Here is a 14579-nt window from a genome sequence, read left to right as displayed (position 1 = left end):
GAGCGCCAGCCGTCACGTCGCCGCGCCGCCGCGCCGCCGCGCCGCCGCCTACGGTGTTCGACATGCTCGCCACTCCCGCCCGACACCCGGAGATCGATGCCTCGGGCACGGTGCTCCGGTCGCGCACCGGGGGCAGGCTGACCGGCGCCGGGGACGTGTTCGTGATGGAGATGCACGGCCGCGACATGGGCGACTACCTGGTCGACAAACACGTCGTCGCCTTCGTCGAGGACCGCGAGATCGAGTGGGCGCCCGCCACCCACGGCGGCGACCGGGGCGGGCAGCGCTGGGCCCACCACCTCGCACCCGAGGGCGACGGCACCCGGGTCACCCACGTCCACGACTGGTCCGAGGTCACCCTCGAGCGGCTGCTGCCCTACCTGCCCGTCGTCGACGTCGACGGGCTCGCCGCGACACTGGACCGGCTCGCGGCCGCCGTCGAGGGCTGAGCCACCTCCCCCAGGGCCGTGCCGAGGATGTCCACGCCGCGGCGGATCTCGGCCTCGGTCGCGGTCAGCGGCGGCGCGATCCGGAACGTCCCGCCCATGCCGGGCAGCTGCACGATGTTCATGTGCAGCCCCAGCTCGGCGCACCGCGCGGTGACGGCCGCCCCGAGCGCGTCGGTGTCGGAGCCCGCCAGCTCCAGCCCGACCAGCAGGCCGCGGCCGCGGACATCGCCGATCATCCCGGTCGTGCGGGCCAGGTCGCGCAGACCGTCCTGCAGCAGCGTGCCCAGCTCACGGGCACGCAGGTCGAGCCGGTCGCGGGTGAGCACGTCGAGCACGGTGAGCCCGACAGCCGCCGGGAGCGGGTCGTTGACGTGGGTGGTGAAGAACAGGAAGCCGCGCTCGTGCGCGACCTGCTCGATCGCGGCCGTGGTGAGGACGGCGGCGAGCGGCAGGCCCGCCCCGAGCGTCTTGGACAGCGTGAGGATGTCCGGGACCACGCCGTCGCGCTGGTGGGCGTACCAGTCCCCGGTGCGGCACAGACCGGTCTGGGCCTCGTCGAGGATCAGCAGCATCCCGCGCTCGTGGCACTTGTCGCGCAGCGCCCCCAGGTAGCCGGGTGGCAGGTCGACGACCCCGCCGGAGGACAGCACCGGCTCGACGATGCAGGCGGCGAGGCTGCCGACGGACTGGGCGTCGATCAGGGCGAACCCGAGGTCGAGCTGGCGGCGCCAGTCGAGCTCCCCGGCGTCGTCGACGAGGTCGGGGCGATAGCGGTCGGGCACCGGCAGCGCGAAGTTGCCGGGGGCGGCGGGGCCGTAGCCCGCGCGGCCTGCGACATAGGTCGCGTTCGCCGCGGCCTGGGTCATGCCGTGCCAGGAGCGGGCGAAGGACACGATCTCGTGCCGGCCGGTGACGAGCTTGGCCATCCGGATCGCGGCCTCGTTGGACTCCGCGCCGGTGGTCAGCAGCATCGCCCGGTCCAGGCCACCGCCGACCGAGGCGCACAGCCGCTCGCACAGCTCCAGCACCGGCCTAATCAACATCCCGCTGTAGAGGTGGTCGAGCCGCCCGACCTGGTCGCGGACGGTCGCGACGATCTCCGGGTGCGCGTGCCCGAGGATCGCGCTCATCTGCCCGGAGGTGAAGTCGAGCAGCTCCCGGCCGTCCTCGAAGGTGACGGTGCTGCCGTGGGCGCGGTCGATCACCCCGGGGGTGAAGCCGCCGTGGCCGGAGTAGCGGATGAGGTGTTCGGTCACAGCCAGGTCCTCTCGCGTGCCCGCACGGTCCGGGCGACGGTGTCGTCGGCCGGGGCGGCACGCCGGGCAGCGGTGCCGTCCCGACGTCCCCCGGGCGCAGTCTGGCATCCCGGGGACCGTCCGGGCAGCCCCGACGACGTGCCCGCACGGGACGCCGCGGCGGCGGATACGGCAGGCTGGGGACAGGAGCAGGAACCGGACGAGGGGGACGTCGTGACCTGGAGCACCCGTGAGATCGCCGAGCTGGCGGGGACCAGCCTGCGGGCGGTGCGGCACTACCACGAGATCGGACTGCTGGCCGAGCCCGAACGGCGCACGAACGGCTACAAGCAGTACGGGGTCGCGCACCTGGTGCGGCTGCTGCGGATCAAGCGGCTCGTCGACCTCGGGTTCTCGCTGGCCCAGATCTCCGAGATGAACGACGCCGACGCCCACCCGGAGGAGGCCGCCCGCGCGCTCGACGCCGAGCTGGCCGCCACCATCGAGCGGCTGCAACAGGCCCGCGCCGAGCTGGCGCTGATCCTGGACGGTGCCGCGCCGACCGACCTGCCCACCGAGTTCGCCGCTGCCGCCGACCAGCCGATGTCCGACGCCGACCGGTCGCTCACCCAGGTCCTGCCGCGGGTGCTGGGGTCGGAGCGGCTGCAGGCCGTCGCGGACATGCTGGCCCGGACCGGCCCCGACCCGACGCAGGACCGGTTCGACTCGCTCCCGGCCGACGCCGACGAGGCCACCCGTCAGGAGCTCGCCGACCTGATGGTGCCGTACATGCGCACGCTCTACGAGACCCATCCCGGCCTGGTCGCACCGAACACCGACGCCCCGATCGGTGAGCAGCGGGCCGAGCAGACCCTGGACCGGGCGCTGCAGGAGCTCTACAACGCCGCCCAGCTCGACGTGCTCATCCGTGCCGGGAAGGCGCTCGCCGCGGAGCGCAGGGCGGGCTGAGCTCCTCCGGCCGCCTCACCGACCGCCGGTCATCACTTGTGGGGATCGGCCCCGGTGTCCGATAACGCCCCGCCATCCCTTCCACGATGCGCCGTGTGCAGCAACGGATCGGGTACGGACGCCCTCGCGCGTCCGGGGAGCAGGGGGTCGGCGTGGTCGGGAAGATGATTGTCGCCGTGGTCGCGGTCGCCGCGGCCGTCGGCGGGATCGGGCTCGTGGTGAGCGGCTCGTCGGACGAGGCGGTCGTGACCCGCATCGTCGACGGAGACACGTTCGAGGCGACCCTGGACGGCCGCAGCACCACGGTCCGGCTGCTCAACATCGACACCCCCGAGACCATCGACCCCGACTCCGCCGTCCAGTGCCTCGGCCCGGAGGCGGCCGCCCGGCTCGCCGCGCTCATCCCGGTCGGCAGCACCGTCGGCCTGTCCTACGACGACGAGCGCGTCGACGGGCGGGGCCGCACCCTGGCCGGGGTGCACGACACCGCGGGGCGGCTGGTCAACGCCGAGCTCGCCCGGGAGGGACTCGGCACCGCGATCGTGGTCGGTGGCAACGACCGCCACCTCGACGAGGTCACCGAGGCCCAGGAGGAGGCCCGCGCCGCGGGTCGCGGGCTGTACTCGACGACGGTGTCCTGCACCGTCCCCGCACAGGTGGAGCGGGCCCGCGGCACCGTCGCGGGGCTGGCGCAGCGGGCGTCGTCGCCGGACCCGGCGCAGCTCGACGCCGCGGGCCGGGAGACCGACGACGCGCTGACCGTGCTGGCGGGGCTGGACGCCGACGTCCGGGCACACCGGGCGGGTGTGGCCTGGGCGGTGCTGTCCGAACTCGACCGGGCCCGCCTGACCGGGATCCTCGACACCGCCCGGAGCGACGCCCGAACGCTGCAGGCCCGCTTCGCCCAGCAGGCCTCGGACGCGCGGGAGGCACAGCGCCTGGCCGCCGAGCAGGCCGAGCGCGACCGCGTCGCCCGGGAGGAGGCGGCCCGCGCCGAGGCCGCCGAGCAGACGGCCCGCGCCGCCGCCGCGGCCGCCCCGGCGCCGGTCGCCCCGGCTGCCGCTCCGGCGGGCGGGGGCTGCGACCCGAACTACACCCCCTGCGTGCCGGTCTCGGCGACCGACCTCGACTGCGGTGACCTGTCCGGCGGACCGTTCCGGGTCGTGGGGACCGACCGGCACCGCCTGGACGCGGACTCCGACGGCATCGGCTGCGAGTCGCAGGGCTGATCGGCTCAGCGGATCAGCCCGCCGCGTCGCCCAGCCGGCGGACCCCGACCGCACGCCGGCGCATGGCCGCCTCGGCGAGCTCGTCGTCGACGCCGACCCAGATGTGGCCCTCCTCCTCCCGCACCGGGAAGACGGTGATGGGCCGGGTGGCCGGCGGGCACAGCGGCTCGCCGGAGGTGTAGTCGAAGACACTGCCGTGGCACGAGCAGAGCAGGCCCTCGTCGGTGACCTTCCCGCTGGACAGCAGGCAGTCGAGGTGGCTGCAGTAGTTCGAGGTGGCGTGCACCTCGCCCTCGGAGCGGGAGACGGCGACCTCGACCTCCCCGGCGAAGAAGCGGCGGACGACCCCCTCGGGGACCTGGCCGGAGCGGGCGATCTTGTGGAAGTCCACGGCGTGTCTCCTCAGGCGGTGATGGTGTCGAGCAGGTCGAACAGGTCGTGGTCGTCGTCGGCGAGCTGCACGCGGGGCACCGGGGCGCCGAGTGCGAGCAGGGCCCGGACGGCCGGGACGTCCCCGCCGCGCTCGACGCAGAACGCGGCGTGCACGCGGTCGTCGGTCAGGTAGAAGGCGGTGAAGTCGCGGGCGGCGACGCTGCCCCCGGACCACGACGTCCGCGCCGGCCGGGGCGTGTCCGACGAACTGCAGGTTCAGGCCGAACTGGTCCGACCAGAACCACGGCGCCTCCGGCGGCGGCACCGTCTTCCCGAGCAGCGCCCGGGCGACGGTCCCGCCCTGGGTCGTCGCGTTGTCCACGTGCTCCATCCGGACGAACCCCTCACCGGCGGGCCGGCAGGCGAGGTCCCCGGCCGCGAACACGCCGGGGGCCGAGGTCCGGCAGAGCTCGTCGACGACCACTCCCCCGCGGACCGGGTCGACGGCGATCCCCGCCGCGCGGGCGAGCTCGTCGCGGGGCACCGACCCCACCGCGACGACGACGAGGTCGGCCTCCACCGGTCCGGACGAGGTGTCGACCACGACGCCCGCGCCCGTCGGGGCGACGGCCGAGATCTCCCGACCGCACCGCAGGTCGACGCCGTGCGCGCGGTACAGACCCGCGCAGAACGCGGCCATGTCCGGGCCGAGCGCGCCGAGCATCGGCAGCGGCCCGGCCTCCAGCACCACGACCTCGATCCCGAGCTCGCGGGCCGACGACGCGACCTCGGCGCCGATCAGCCCGCCGCCGACGACGACGAGCCGCCGCAGCCCGGGCAGGGCGTCACGAAGCCGGACGGCGTCGCCGACGGTCCGCAGGTGCACGACTCGGTCGCCGGACACCCCGGGCAACGTGCGGGCACGCACCCCGGTCGCGAGCAGCACCGCGTCGGCGTTCACGTGCGACCCGTCCCCCAGCTCCACCCGGCCCGGTGCGACGGCGGTGACGGCGGCCCCGGTCCGCAGCTCGACGTCGTGGGCCGCGGCCCAGGTCTCGTCGAGCAGCACGAGGTCGGCGGAGCCGGCGTCCACGCGGAGGAACTCCTTCGACAGCGGCGGCCGCTGGTAGGGCAGGTGCGGTTCGTCGGACAGCACCGTCAGCGGACCGTCGAAACCGCGACGGCGCAGCATCCGGACGGTGGCCACGGCGGCCTGCCCCGGACACCCGGGGGACGTTCCCTACCACCGGGCCCTGGTCGGCGACCGTCGACAGGTCGGGCGGGGGATCGCGGCCATCACTCTCGTGGTCGTCGGGCTGTTCGGGGCCGGATCCGTCATCACGTGGCTGGCGGCGGGTGAGGAGTTCGGGTTCCGGGGGCTCGTCCTGCGTGTCGCGAGCAGCTGGAGCCGGGACCCGCGCACCTCGCTGGTCCTCGGCGTGGTGGTGTCGGCGGTGCTGTTCGCCGCGATCCACGTCCAGGGCAACCCGTGGCTCAACATCCACTACCTCACCCTCGGCGTCGGGGCAGCGCTGATTACCTGCCGCACGGGCGGACTCGAAACGGCCGTGGTCCTGCACACCCTGAACATCACCGTCGGCTCCGCCTTCGCGCTGGTGCTCCACACCGACCTGCTCGGCGGTACGGGTGCCCCTGTGCCGCTGCTCCTCGCCGTGCCCACGGTCGCCACGACGGCCGCGGTCCTGCTGTCCCGCCGACACCGCCCCACGGCCGAGGGGGTCCGGACGACCACGCCTGACCGGACGCGACCTCAGCGGGCCGGGTCAGGCGTGCCGGACGCACGCCCGCCCGACGCTGCGTGCCGGTCCGCGCACCGGTGTGGTATCGGCCGGCGCCGCGGCCGCACGGGTGGCCCCGCGCCGCGCCGCGCCGGGCACGGCGCCGGGTGCGGCGCCGTCGTCCAGCACCACGTCGGCCAGCACCGCACCCGGTCCGAGCGCCACGTGCCCGCCGTACGGCGCGGTCCCGGCCACCATCGGGGCGGCGACCAGCAGGTGGGTCCCGGCGGCGACGTGCACGGCGAAGGACCCGTCGTCGGCGGTGGTGACCCGGTCGAGCTGGCGGCCCGCGGCGTCGACCACGGTGACCGCCGCCACGACCGGCGCACCGCCGGGCCCGCGGACCCGACCGACCGCGGGCGCGTCCGCGGGGTCGTCGGGCCGGGCACCTTCGAGCAGGGCGGGCAGCTCGGCGGCGAGCAGCCCGGCCTCGCGGGCGAGCACGGCGGTCCGGCCGCTGCCCGCGGCGGCGCCGACCAGCAGGTCCACCACGGCGTCGCAGCTGCCCGGGGGCACCGGTCGCCCCGCGACGGCGGCCGCGGTCAGCTGCGCGAGCCGCGCGCAGGCCCCGGTCACCGCCGGTGTCCCGGTGCCGGGCCGGGCGGAGCGGGCGAGCCGCCGGGCGTGCGCGGCGACGGCGGTGCAGGCCGCCAGCCACCGCGCGACGTCACGGTCGGTGGCACCCAGCCAGGTCCGGGTGAGCGGGCGGCCGAGCAGCAGCGTCTGGTGCACCGCCGCGTCGAGGGCGCGGGCCGCGGCCCAGAGGTCGTCGCCGGCACCCGGGTGACGCAGGGTGCGGTCGACCGACTCCAGCAGCCCGGTCAACGCGTCGAGCAGCCCACGGTGCGCCTCGTCGGCCGCGGAGCGGGTGCGCGTGGGCAGCACCAGCACCGACACCGCGCAGCCCACGACCCCGCCGACGACGGTCTCCTCCAGCCGCAGCACCATCAGGTCGACCGAGAACGTGCCCAGCAACGCGTACAGCTCACCCAGCATCAGCGTGATGAAGAAGATCATCAGTACGTAGGAGAGCCGGAACAGGTAGAGCGCGCCGAAGATGCTGACCAGGATCACCGGCAGCACGACGGCGACGTCCGGCCCGAGCACCGGCACCAGTGCGATCGCCCCGACCAGCCCGATCATGGTGCCGAGGATGCGGTGCACGGCCTTGCGGACCGTCTCCGCGACGGTCGCGGTGCCGGTGAACGCGATGAACGCGGCCAGCACCGCCCAGTAGTAGCGCTGGTGCGACAGCGCGTCCCCGACGCCGATCGCGACGGCGGTGGCGACCGCGACCTGCACGGCCTGCCGGGTGGTCAGCGACAGCCGCGACGCGGGCCGGGTCCCGTCGGGTGGGCGGTGCAGCCGGGTGACCGTCCCCGCGGACCCGGGCAGGCCACCGCCGAACAGCTGCACGGCCGGGCTGAACGCACCCGCCTCCTCCACCGTCGGGGCACCCGCGCCGGTGGGGGTGGCGGCGAGGGCCCCGGCCCACTCCGCGCGGGCGCCGGCGAGCACCGCGACGTCGAGCAGGAGCCGGCGCGGGCCGGGGGCCGCCGTCCGGTCCGCCGCCCCCGGCGCCTGCTGCGCGACCGCGTCCCAGCGCCCCCGCTGCAGCATCGCGAGCAGCGCGCGCGGCGAGCCGGCGGTGCCGGTGTCCCGCTCGGTCCCGGGGCCGAGCACGTCCGGGCCGGTCCGGGCCGAGGCGGCGACGGCCAGCTCCGCGTCCAGGACGGCGCGGCGGACGTCACGGGCGGCGTCGTCGTCGGCGACGGCGCCGGGCGCCCCGAGCTGGCCGTCGATGACCAGGGCCGCCTCGGTGACCCGCTCCAGCAGGCTCGCCAGCCGGGCCTCGGCCCGCTGCCGCTCCGCGGTACCGGGCGTCAGGTCGGCGACGAGCAGCACGGTCCCCGCGATCCCGGCCAGGCGCGCCTCGAACGAGCGCAGCATCCGGCGCAGCACCCGGTCGTTGCGGATCGGGAGCAGGACCAGGGTCAGCAGCATCACCCAGACGACCGCCACCGCGACCATCGCGGCCACCCCGGCCAGCATCTCGGGGCGCAGGTTCAGGAACAGGGCGAAGAAGTAGCCCATGAACCCGCCCATCCCGCAGACGAACCAGCGCAGCCCGAAACGGCGGACCCACACCGCGACGAACACCACGACGACGAACGCCGCCAGCGACGCGAGCCGGTTGCGGTCGACGAGCAGCGCCACCCCCATCCCGCCGAGCATCGACACCGCGAGGCAGCACAGCGTCACCGCCTGCCCGCCGCGGGTCGCGTCGGCGATCCCGAACGAGGCCAGCATCGCCACCACCGCCCCGATCATCATCGGCAGCAGCGGCGGAGTGCCGGTCGCGGCCGCGACCAGGTACTCGACGCCCAGCGCGGTTCCGATGGCCAGCACCGCCCGCAGCGCGGACACCAGGCGCACCAGTCCCGGGTCGGAGGCGACGAACCGGTCACGGGCCCGCAGGAGGCGTTCGGGCACGGTCGTCACACTCCGTTGCATATGCTAACGATATACCGGATCGTGATCTTCGCGCATCCCGCCCGGTGGTCGTAGCGTGAGCGGCCGGTGTGCGACCAGGGAGGTGCGCGGATGCGCGGGTACGGGTTCGTGCGGGCGGGTGGCCCGGAACAGCAGGCGTTCGTCGAGGTCCCCGAACCCCGGCCGGGGCCGGGTGAGCTGCTGGTGGCCGTCCGCGCGGCCGGGGTCAACCCGGGCGACTGGCGGATGCGCGACGGTGACTACGGCGTCGCCGGTCCCGCGGTCCTCGGCCGCGAGGTCGCCGGGACCGTCCTCGAGGTCGGCGCCGACGTCACCGGTTTCGCCCCCGGCGACGAGGTGTTCGGCGGCTGCCCGGACATGCAGGGCGGCTAGGCGCCACGGGCCAGGGTCACCGCGGGGTTCGCCGCGCACCGCCCGCCGGAGGTCACCCCGGAACGGGCGGCCGCGCTGCCGGTGGCCGCGGGCACCGCCTGGGACACCCTGACCAACCTCGCGCTCCCCGACGGAGCGACGTTGCTGGTCAACGGCGCGGGGGGCGGCGTCGGGCTGCCGCTGGTGCAGCTGGCCCGCCGGCGCGGACTACGGGTGGTCGGGACGGCGAGCCCCGGCAAGCACGAGCTGCTCGCCGGGTTCGGTGCGGTCCCGGTGGCCTACGGCGACGGCGTCGCCGACCGGATCCGCGCGGCCGCACCGGACGGGGTCGACGGCGCGCTGGACCTCGTCGGCGGCGACGCGCTCCGCGCCGTCGCCGGGCTCGTCCCGCCCGGGTCCCTCTACTCGATCGCGGACAAGCCGCTGGTCGCGCAGCTGGGCGGGCGCGACGTCACCCGGGACCGCAGCACCGCGGTGCTCGACGCGCTCGTCCGCCTCGTCGCCGACGGCGGGCTGGACCCGATGGTGCGCACGACCCGTCCGCTCGACGAGGCCGGTGCGGCGCTCGCCCTCGTCGAGCACGGTCACGTGACCGGAAAGGTCGTTCTGGTGCTCTAGCCCGGACTCTTCACGGGCTGTGCCGGTGATCTCCGACCCCAACTGAAGAAAGTGCCTCGTGACCAGGTAAGACAGCGGGTGTCGAAGCCCTGTCCGCCATGGTCGAGGAGGCACTTTCCGAGTGCAGACTACAAGCACGCGCCCACCGGTCATCGTGACCGCCGACGGCGCTGGGGTGGTGTCGCACGTCGGGTCGCGTCTGCTGGCCGATGTCGCCGACCGGACCACGTTGACCAGTGAACTCTCGACCGCGCTCGCACCGCTGCGACGAGCTCGGGCGCGTCATGATCCGGGGCGGGTGCTGGTCGATCTGGCCGTCGCGGTCGCCGACGGGGCCACGAGGATCTGCGAGATCGCGGTCCTGGCCGATCAGGGCGCGGTGTTCGGGTCGGTGGCATCGGACTCGACCTGCTGGCGACTGCTCGACAAGCTCGACGAGCGCCGGTTGTCCTCGATCGCGGCGGGGCGGGCGCGGGCCCGGGAGGTGGTCTGGGCCCAGCACGCCGACGTCGATGGTCGCGCGTTTCCCGCGGCTCGGGTCGCCGGCCGCGACCTGCGCCGGCACGGCCGGGACGTGCTGGTGATCGATCTCGACGCCACGATCGTCATCGCCCACAGCGAGAAGGAACAGGCCACGCCCACGTTCAAGAAGACGTTCGGGTATCACCCGATGCTGGCGTTCTGCGACAACACCGGCGAGTTCCTCGCCGCCCGCTTGCGCCGCGGGAACGCCGGTGCGAACACCGCCGCGGATCACATCAACGTGCTCGACGACGCGCTCGCCCAGATCCCTGACGCGTTCCGTCACGGGCACCCGATCCTGGTCCGCACCGACACCGCGGGCGCCACGAAAGCCTTCCTCGCCCACATCCGAGCGCAACAAGACACAGCGGTGAGCTGTGAGTTCTCCGTCGGCTGGGCCGTCACCGACCGCGAACGCACCGTGATCAGCCTGGTCCCGAAGACGGTGTGGGCCGAGGCGGTCGACGCTGACGGCGGGCACCGTGACGGCGCCGGGCTGGCCGAGATCACCGGCTTGCTCCCCGCCTCCGCGTTGGTCGACTACCCGGCCGGGACCCGCGTTGTCGTCCGTCGCGAACGGCCGCATCCCGGCGCGCAGCTCGATGCGTTCGAGGAGCGTGACGGCTGGCGCTACACCGCGTTCGCCACCGACACCCGCGTCGGGCAGCTCGCCTTCCTCGACGCCCGCCACCGCGCCCACGCCCGGGTCGAGGACCGGATCCGCTGCGGCAAGGACACCGGCCTCAACCACTTCCCGTCCCGGTCCTTCGCCGTCAACGCGGCGTGGTTGACCGTGGTCATGCTCGCGGTCGACCTGATCACCTGGACCCAGCGCCTGCTTCTCGACGGCGACCTGGCGAAGGTCGAGCCGAAGGCGTTGCGCTACCGGTTGTTGCACACCGCCGCGCGGATCACCCGCGGGCAACGCCGAGTCTGGGTCCGTATCCAACGGTCCTGGCCCTGGGCGGTCGATCTCGCCCGCGCGTTCGCGCGGCTGTGCGCGTTGCCTGTTCCTGCTGGTTGATCTCCGAAGCCCGACACGACGAGCGGCGGGAGCTCCCGGCAGAACGCGCAGGCCGGCCCCTTCGCCATGCCCACCCATCGAACGAACCGGACCGGATCCGCCGCCAGCCGATCACGCGGTCAATCCGCAGCTCCGTGAATCACCAGGGCTAGTCCCGGCGGAACAGGAACAGCCCGTACCGGTGCTCGTCGTCGACCCACTCCGCCTCGGCCCGCAGCCCGTGCCGGGCCACGTCGGTGTGCAGCAGGTCCAGGCCCGCCTCGTAGCGCCTCCACAGCCCGGTGACCGTCAGCCCGGGCAGGTCCGCCATGCGTTCGGCGCTGAGCACGAGCATCTCGTGGCTCACGTCGATCGGCAGGTAGGTGGTCGGCCGGGCCGCCGAGCAGTGTTCGAGCAGGAGCCGGGTCTTCTTCGCGCTGCCCGAGCCGAGCTCGGCCACGCGGGGACGGTCCAGCCGGGCGGCGATGTCGGTGCCGTACCGCTCCAGCAGCGCCCGCTCGCACCGGGTCAGGTAGTAGGTCGGCAGCTCGGTGATCTGTTCGAACAGCTCCGAGCCGAGCGCGTCGTAGCCGAACCACGGCGGGATCCGCGGCAACGGCTCGGCGAGCCGGGCATGCAGGTCGTCCGCGTCGTCCCAGAACGACCCCTGCTCCAGCTCGATCGGGTCGGCGGTCACCGGCCCGGCTCCCCGGGCAGCGGGGTCCGCAGGCTCGACTCCCCCGCCGACCAGCGGGCCAGCACCCGGTCGCCGAGCCGCTCGCCGAGATGGGCGGCGGCGCGGATGCCGAACACGACGTCGGCGGCGAGTGCGGCTCGGCGTGCAGCAGCGGTGCCAGGACGTCGCGCCGCACGACCTGCTCGTGGACGGCGTCGGCCTCCACGTGCTCGTCGTAGAACCGGGTCGCGACCGGGCCGCAGGACAGCCGGCGCATCGCCCGGACCAGCCGCTCCGACCCGGGCGAGGACGTCAGCTCGACCAGCGCGAACTGTCCGACCAGGGCACCGCGCAGGCTGCGCCGCAGCCCGCACAGCGACATGAAGTTGACCTCGGCGAGGGTCTCGGCACCGACGGCGTCGACGTAGGCGCCGTAGGCGTCGGACAGACCGAGGTCGCGCATCATCGCGGCGAACAGCACCGCGTGCATGTTCGCGGCGTCGCCCGCGCCGTACTCGTCGTGCTCGACGGTGACCAGTCCCGCCTTGGCCGCGGGGGGCAGCCGCGGGATCACCCAGGCCTGCGGGTCGGCCTCCTTGAGGTGGTAGATCGAGCGGTGCACCACGTACTCGCGCAGCTCCCGCCGTTCGCCGCGGCGCAGCAGGTGGTGGGTCACGCCGGTCTCCGCGCCCGGTCCGACCGGCTCGACCAGCAGGGCGTCGACGGTGCCGGCGACGTCGTCGGAGGCCGGCACCGCGGACCGCAGTGCGGCCGGGTCCAGCGCGACGCGCAGCCCGGAGCAGGTCCACGTCCCACTCGTACTCGTCGCCGACCCCGGCGAAGCCGCCGTAGTGCAGCTCGTAGCAGCAGTGCAGGGCCAGGTGCAGGTCCTCGCCCCACGGGTCGGCGTCGTCGGCGGCGGGCAGCGGGGCGGGGTCGCTGCGCAGCCGGTCGAGGACGGCGCCGGACAGCGGCCCGCGCCGTCGGCAGCGGGGCGAGCCCGGTGGCCGGCTACGGGGCTTCGGTCACGTCGGTCACTCCTGTCGGACGCGGGTGCGGTGGATGGTGTCGCAGAACGGCGGGCGCCGGGTGCGCCGGCAGGTCCACAGCGCGGTGACCGGGCGTCGCGACGTGAACCGGGTGCCGTCGGCGAGCTCGACCTCCACCGACCGGTCACCAGGACCGGGCCGTCGTCGGTCATCCGCACGCGGGTGGGTTCAGCGCTCACGGACGGCCTCGATGACCACGAGCTCCTCGTCCGCGGCGCCGGGCTCGACCAGGCCACGCGTCTCGTGCAGCACGGCGCGGGCCCGCATCACCGGGCCGAGCGGGATCCGGGTCCGGTCGACGACCCGGGCGGTGAGCCCGGACGCGGCGAGCGGTCCAGCGAGGCCCGCACCCCGGAGACCGCACTGTGCACCATCAGCAGGGCACCGCCCGGTTCGAGGTGGTCGGCGACGTCGTCACAGATCCGGTCGACCACCGCACGTCCGTCGCGGCCGCCGTCCCAGCTGCGTGTGCGACGGTACCGGGCGAGCCGGTCGGAGTGCGAGGGCACGTACGGCGGGTTGGCGGTGACCAGCGCGAACCGGCGGCCCCGCACCGGGGCGAACAGATCGCCCCGGTGTACGGTCAGCGTGGCTCGGTGGAGCCGGGCGACGGCGGCACGCCGGGCAGGTCGACCGCGGTGACCGCGCCGGCCCCGCAGCGGGCCGCGGCGAGCGCCACCGTCCCCGTGCCCGTCCCGAGATCGAGCACCGCACCGCGGGCCCGCCCGGAGACGGCGACCGCACGGGCCAGCATCTGCGAGTCCGACTGCGGCCGGTAGACCCCGGGCGGGGTCAGCAGCATCGGCGCCACGTCAGTGCGCGACCGTCTCGCGGGCCACCTCGGCGTGCCGGGTGCGGGCCGCGGTGAGCACACCCGCCCGGTTCTTGCGCCGCTCCTCGTAGCGCAGCACGGCCTGCCCGTCCTCGGGCGCGTCGAGCTCGCGGACCGCGCGGGCCGCGTCGGGGACCGACAGATCGTCGTGGCCCCCGACCGGCAGCTCCCCCACGGTCAGCGCGCCGCGGACCCCGCGGGTGCCGTGCAGGGTGCGGGCGAGGCGGCCCTCGGCGCGGCGGGCGTTGTCGGTGAGCTCGCGGCGGGTCTCGTCGGTGCGGGCCTGCACCGTGCGCAGGCGCGCGATCCGGTTCTCGGTGCGGGTCAGCTGCTCCAGCACGCGGAGCTGGGCGACGACGGCGGCGGTATCGGTCACGGACACGTCCTCGTGCGGGCGACGACAGGGTCGGGGCACGCCTACCCGCGATCCGCGGTCCCACTCCCGCCCGCCGGCGCCGCTCCCGTCAGGTCACCGGCATGTTCAGCTCGGTGCGCAGGTCGGCGGGGTCCATGTCCGGCGCCGGCTCGGTCAGATAGACCTCCCAGAACACGTCACCGCCGCGCAGGCCCCGGCCGGCGACCCACTCCCCCAGCCGCTGCCAGGCGTCGCCGAGCCCGTCGAACGAGCCGGCGTGCACGACGCGGGCCACCCGGCAGGCGGGCAGCGCGCCGGCGACGACGTCGCCGTCCGGGACGACCGCCCGGTCGGTGGGGAACCCCGTCTCGAGATCCGCGGTCGCCGTCAGCGGCCCCCGGAACAGTGCGAACGCCGGCCCGGTGACCGTCACGCCCTGCCCGGCCAGGGTCGCGGGGAGGACGGAGTACGCGCGGTCGAAGAACGCGGGCAGGTCGGTCGCCGGGACCGCCCCGCGTACGACGGCGGTGGGGTGGGCGCTGACCTCGACGAGCTCGGGGGTGGTCATGGACGGGTCCTTCCGGC

General features: G+C 75.1%; 15 protein-coding genes and 2 pseudogenes. 7 read left to right on the top strand and 10 right to left on the bottom strand.

Translation table 11 applies throughout. The annotated features are described in order from the left end of the window. Nucleotides 1-62 precede the first annotated feature (62 nt). Nucleotides 63-449 (top strand): hypothetical protein, encoded by a 387-nt coding sequence (locus XF36_RS06505; protein WP_145981287.1) that lies wholly within the window; start codon nt 63-65, stop codon nt 447-449. Here the strand turns inward: XF36_RS06505 and XF36_RS06500 are convergent. Continuing rightward, complete coding sequence (locus XF36_RS06500; protein WP_238589290.1) at nt 377-1711, bottom strand: aspartate aminotransferase family protein; 1335 nt, start codon at nt 1709-1711, stop codon at nt 377-379. The two genes, XF36_RS06505 and XF36_RS06500, sit on opposite strands and share 73 nt — an antisense overlap. Before the next feature lie 207 nt (nt 1712-1918). Here XF36_RS06500 and XF36_RS06495 point away from each other — a divergent pair, with 207 nt between their 5' ends. After that, entirely contained in the window at nt 1919-2653 is a 735-nt protein-coding gene (locus XF36_RS06495; RefSeq protein WP_060714469.1) for a MerR family transcriptional regulator, read from the top strand. Between the two features lie 152 nt (nt 2654-2805). Next, entirely contained in the window at nt 2806-3882 is a 1077-nt protein-coding gene (locus XF36_RS06490; RefSeq protein WP_168169468.1) for a thermonuclease family protein, read from the top strand. Between the two features lie 13 nt (nt 3883-3895). Here the strand turns inward: XF36_RS06490 and XF36_RS35915 are convergent, their stop codons facing one another. Next, complete coding sequence (locus XF36_RS35915) at nt 3896-5461, bottom strand: FAD-dependent oxidoreductase (protein WP_060711287.1); 1566 nt, start codon at nt 5459-5461, stop codon at nt 3896-3898. Here XF36_RS35915 and XF36_RS33790 point away from each other — a divergent pair. Next, nucleotides 5454-5783 (top strand): annotated as a pseudogene (locus XF36_RS33790) (type II CAAX prenyl endopeptidase Rce1 family protein); the annotation flags it as partial. The gene XF36_RS35915 and the pseudogene XF36_RS33790 sit on opposite strands and share 8 nt — an antisense overlap. A 255-nt stretch (nt 5784-6038) precedes the next feature. Here XF36_RS33790 and XF36_RS06480 read toward each other — a convergent pair. Further along, nucleotides 6039-8546 (bottom strand): FUSC family protein, encoded by a 2508-nt coding sequence (locus tag XF36_RS06480; RefSeq protein WP_145981286.1) that lies wholly within the window; start codon nt 8544-8546, stop codon nt 6039-6041. Nucleotides 8547-8657: 111 nt separating this feature from the next. Here XF36_RS06480 and XF36_RS33785 point away from each other — a divergent pair, with 111 nt between their 5' ends. The 3 genes from XF36_RS33785 to XF36_RS06470 all read left to right on the top strand — a co-directional run bounded on the left by XF36_RS33785 (nt 8658) and on the right by XF36_RS06470 (nt 11103). Next, the gene (locus XF36_RS33785) at nt 8658-8939 is read left to right on the top strand and encodes an alcohol dehydrogenase catalytic domain-containing protein (RefSeq protein WP_238589156.1); all 282 of its coding nucleotides are present in this window, start codon (nt 8658-8660) and stop codon (nt 8937-8939) included. Between the two features lie 81 nt (nt 8940-9020). After that, entirely contained in the window at nt 9021-9557 is a 537-nt protein-coding gene (locus XF36_RS33780) for a zinc-binding dehydrogenase (RefSeq protein ID WP_238589155.1), read from the top strand. Nucleotides 9558-9678: 121 nt separating this feature from the next. Then, a complete protein-coding gene (locus XF36_RS06470) occupies nt 9679-11103 on the top strand; it encodes an IS1380 family transposase (protein WP_060710764.1) in 1425 nt (474 codons plus the stop codon). Between the two features lie 148 nt (nt 11104-11251). On the opposite strand, the gene XF36_RS06465 is transcribed toward XF36_RS06470, so the two are convergent. The 7 genes and pseudogenes from XF36_RS06465 to XF36_RS06440 all read right to left on the bottom strand — a co-directional run bounded on the left by XF36_RS06465 (nt 11252) and on the right by XF36_RS06440 (nt 14562). After that, complete coding sequence (locus XF36_RS06465; protein ID WP_060711285.1) at nt 11252-11779, bottom strand: L-histidine N(alpha)-methyltransferase; 528 nt, start codon at nt 11777-11779, stop codon at nt 11252-11254. 187 nt (nt 11780-11966) lie between these two features. After that, nucleotides 11967-12332, bottom strand: a pseudogene (locus tag XF36_RS35105) (iron-containing redox enzyme family protein); the annotation flags it as partial. A gap of 460 nt (nt 12333-12792) precedes the next feature. Then, complete coding sequence (locus tag XF36_RS06455) at nt 12793-12924, bottom strand: CDGSH iron-sulfur domain-containing protein (protein WP_238589154.1); 132 nt, start codon at nt 12922-12924, stop codon at nt 12793-12795. 149 nt (nt 12925-13073) lie between these two features. Next, nucleotides 13074-13361 carry a hypothetical protein gene (locus XF36_RS33775; protein WP_168169467.1) on the bottom strand — a complete coding sequence of 96 codons (288 nt, stop codon included), beginning with the start codon at nt 13359-13361 and terminating at the stop codon, nt 13074-13076. A 29-nt stretch (nt 13362-13390) separates the two neighbouring features. Beyond that, complete coding sequence (locus XF36_RS33770; protein WP_238589153.1) at nt 13391-13609, bottom strand: 50S ribosomal protein L11 methyltransferase; 219 nt, start codon at nt 13607-13609, stop codon at nt 13391-13393. A 10-nt stretch (nt 13610-13619) separates the two neighbouring features. Then, nucleotides 13620-14015, bottom strand: coding sequence for a hypothetical protein (locus tag XF36_RS06445; RefSeq protein WP_145981285.1), 396 nt, complete (start codon nt 14013-14015; stop codon nt 13620-13622). 88 nt (nt 14016-14103) lie between these two features. Further along, the gene (locus XF36_RS06440) at nt 14104-14562 is read right to left on the bottom strand and encodes a GyrI-like domain-containing protein (RefSeq protein WP_060714468.1); all 459 of its coding nucleotides are present in this window, start codon (nt 14560-14562) and stop codon (nt 14104-14106) included. Nucleotides 14563-14579: the final 17 nt, after the last annotated feature.

The organism is Pseudonocardia sp. HH130629-09 (assembly GCF_001294645.1).
Lineage (GTDB): Bacteria > Actinomycetota > Actinomycetes > Mycobacteriales > Pseudonocardiaceae > Pseudonocardia.
The sequence above is the reverse complement of the archived record's forward strand: the minus strand, read 5'-3'. Positions and strand labels throughout refer to the sequence as shown.

What these genes read in the sequence shown, in the direction of transcription:
- XF36_RS33770 (WP_238589153.1), bottom strand. Translation starts at nt 13,609, where the DNA reads ATGCTGCTGACCCCGCCCGGGGTCTACCGGCCGCAGTCGGACTCGCAG.
- XF36_RS06440 (WP_060714468.1), bottom strand. Translation starts at nt 14,562, where the DNA reads ATGACCACCCCCGAGCTCGTCGAGGTCAGCGCCCACCCCACCGCCGTC.
- XF36_RS06505 (WP_145981287.1), top strand. Translation starts at nt 63, where the DNA reads ATGCTCGCCACTCCCGCCCGACACCCGGAGATCGATGCCTCGGGCACG.
- XF36_RS33785 (WP_238589156.1), top strand. Translation starts at nt 8,658, where the DNA reads ATGCGCGGGTACGGGTTCGTGCGGGCGGGTGGCCCGGAACAGCAGGCG.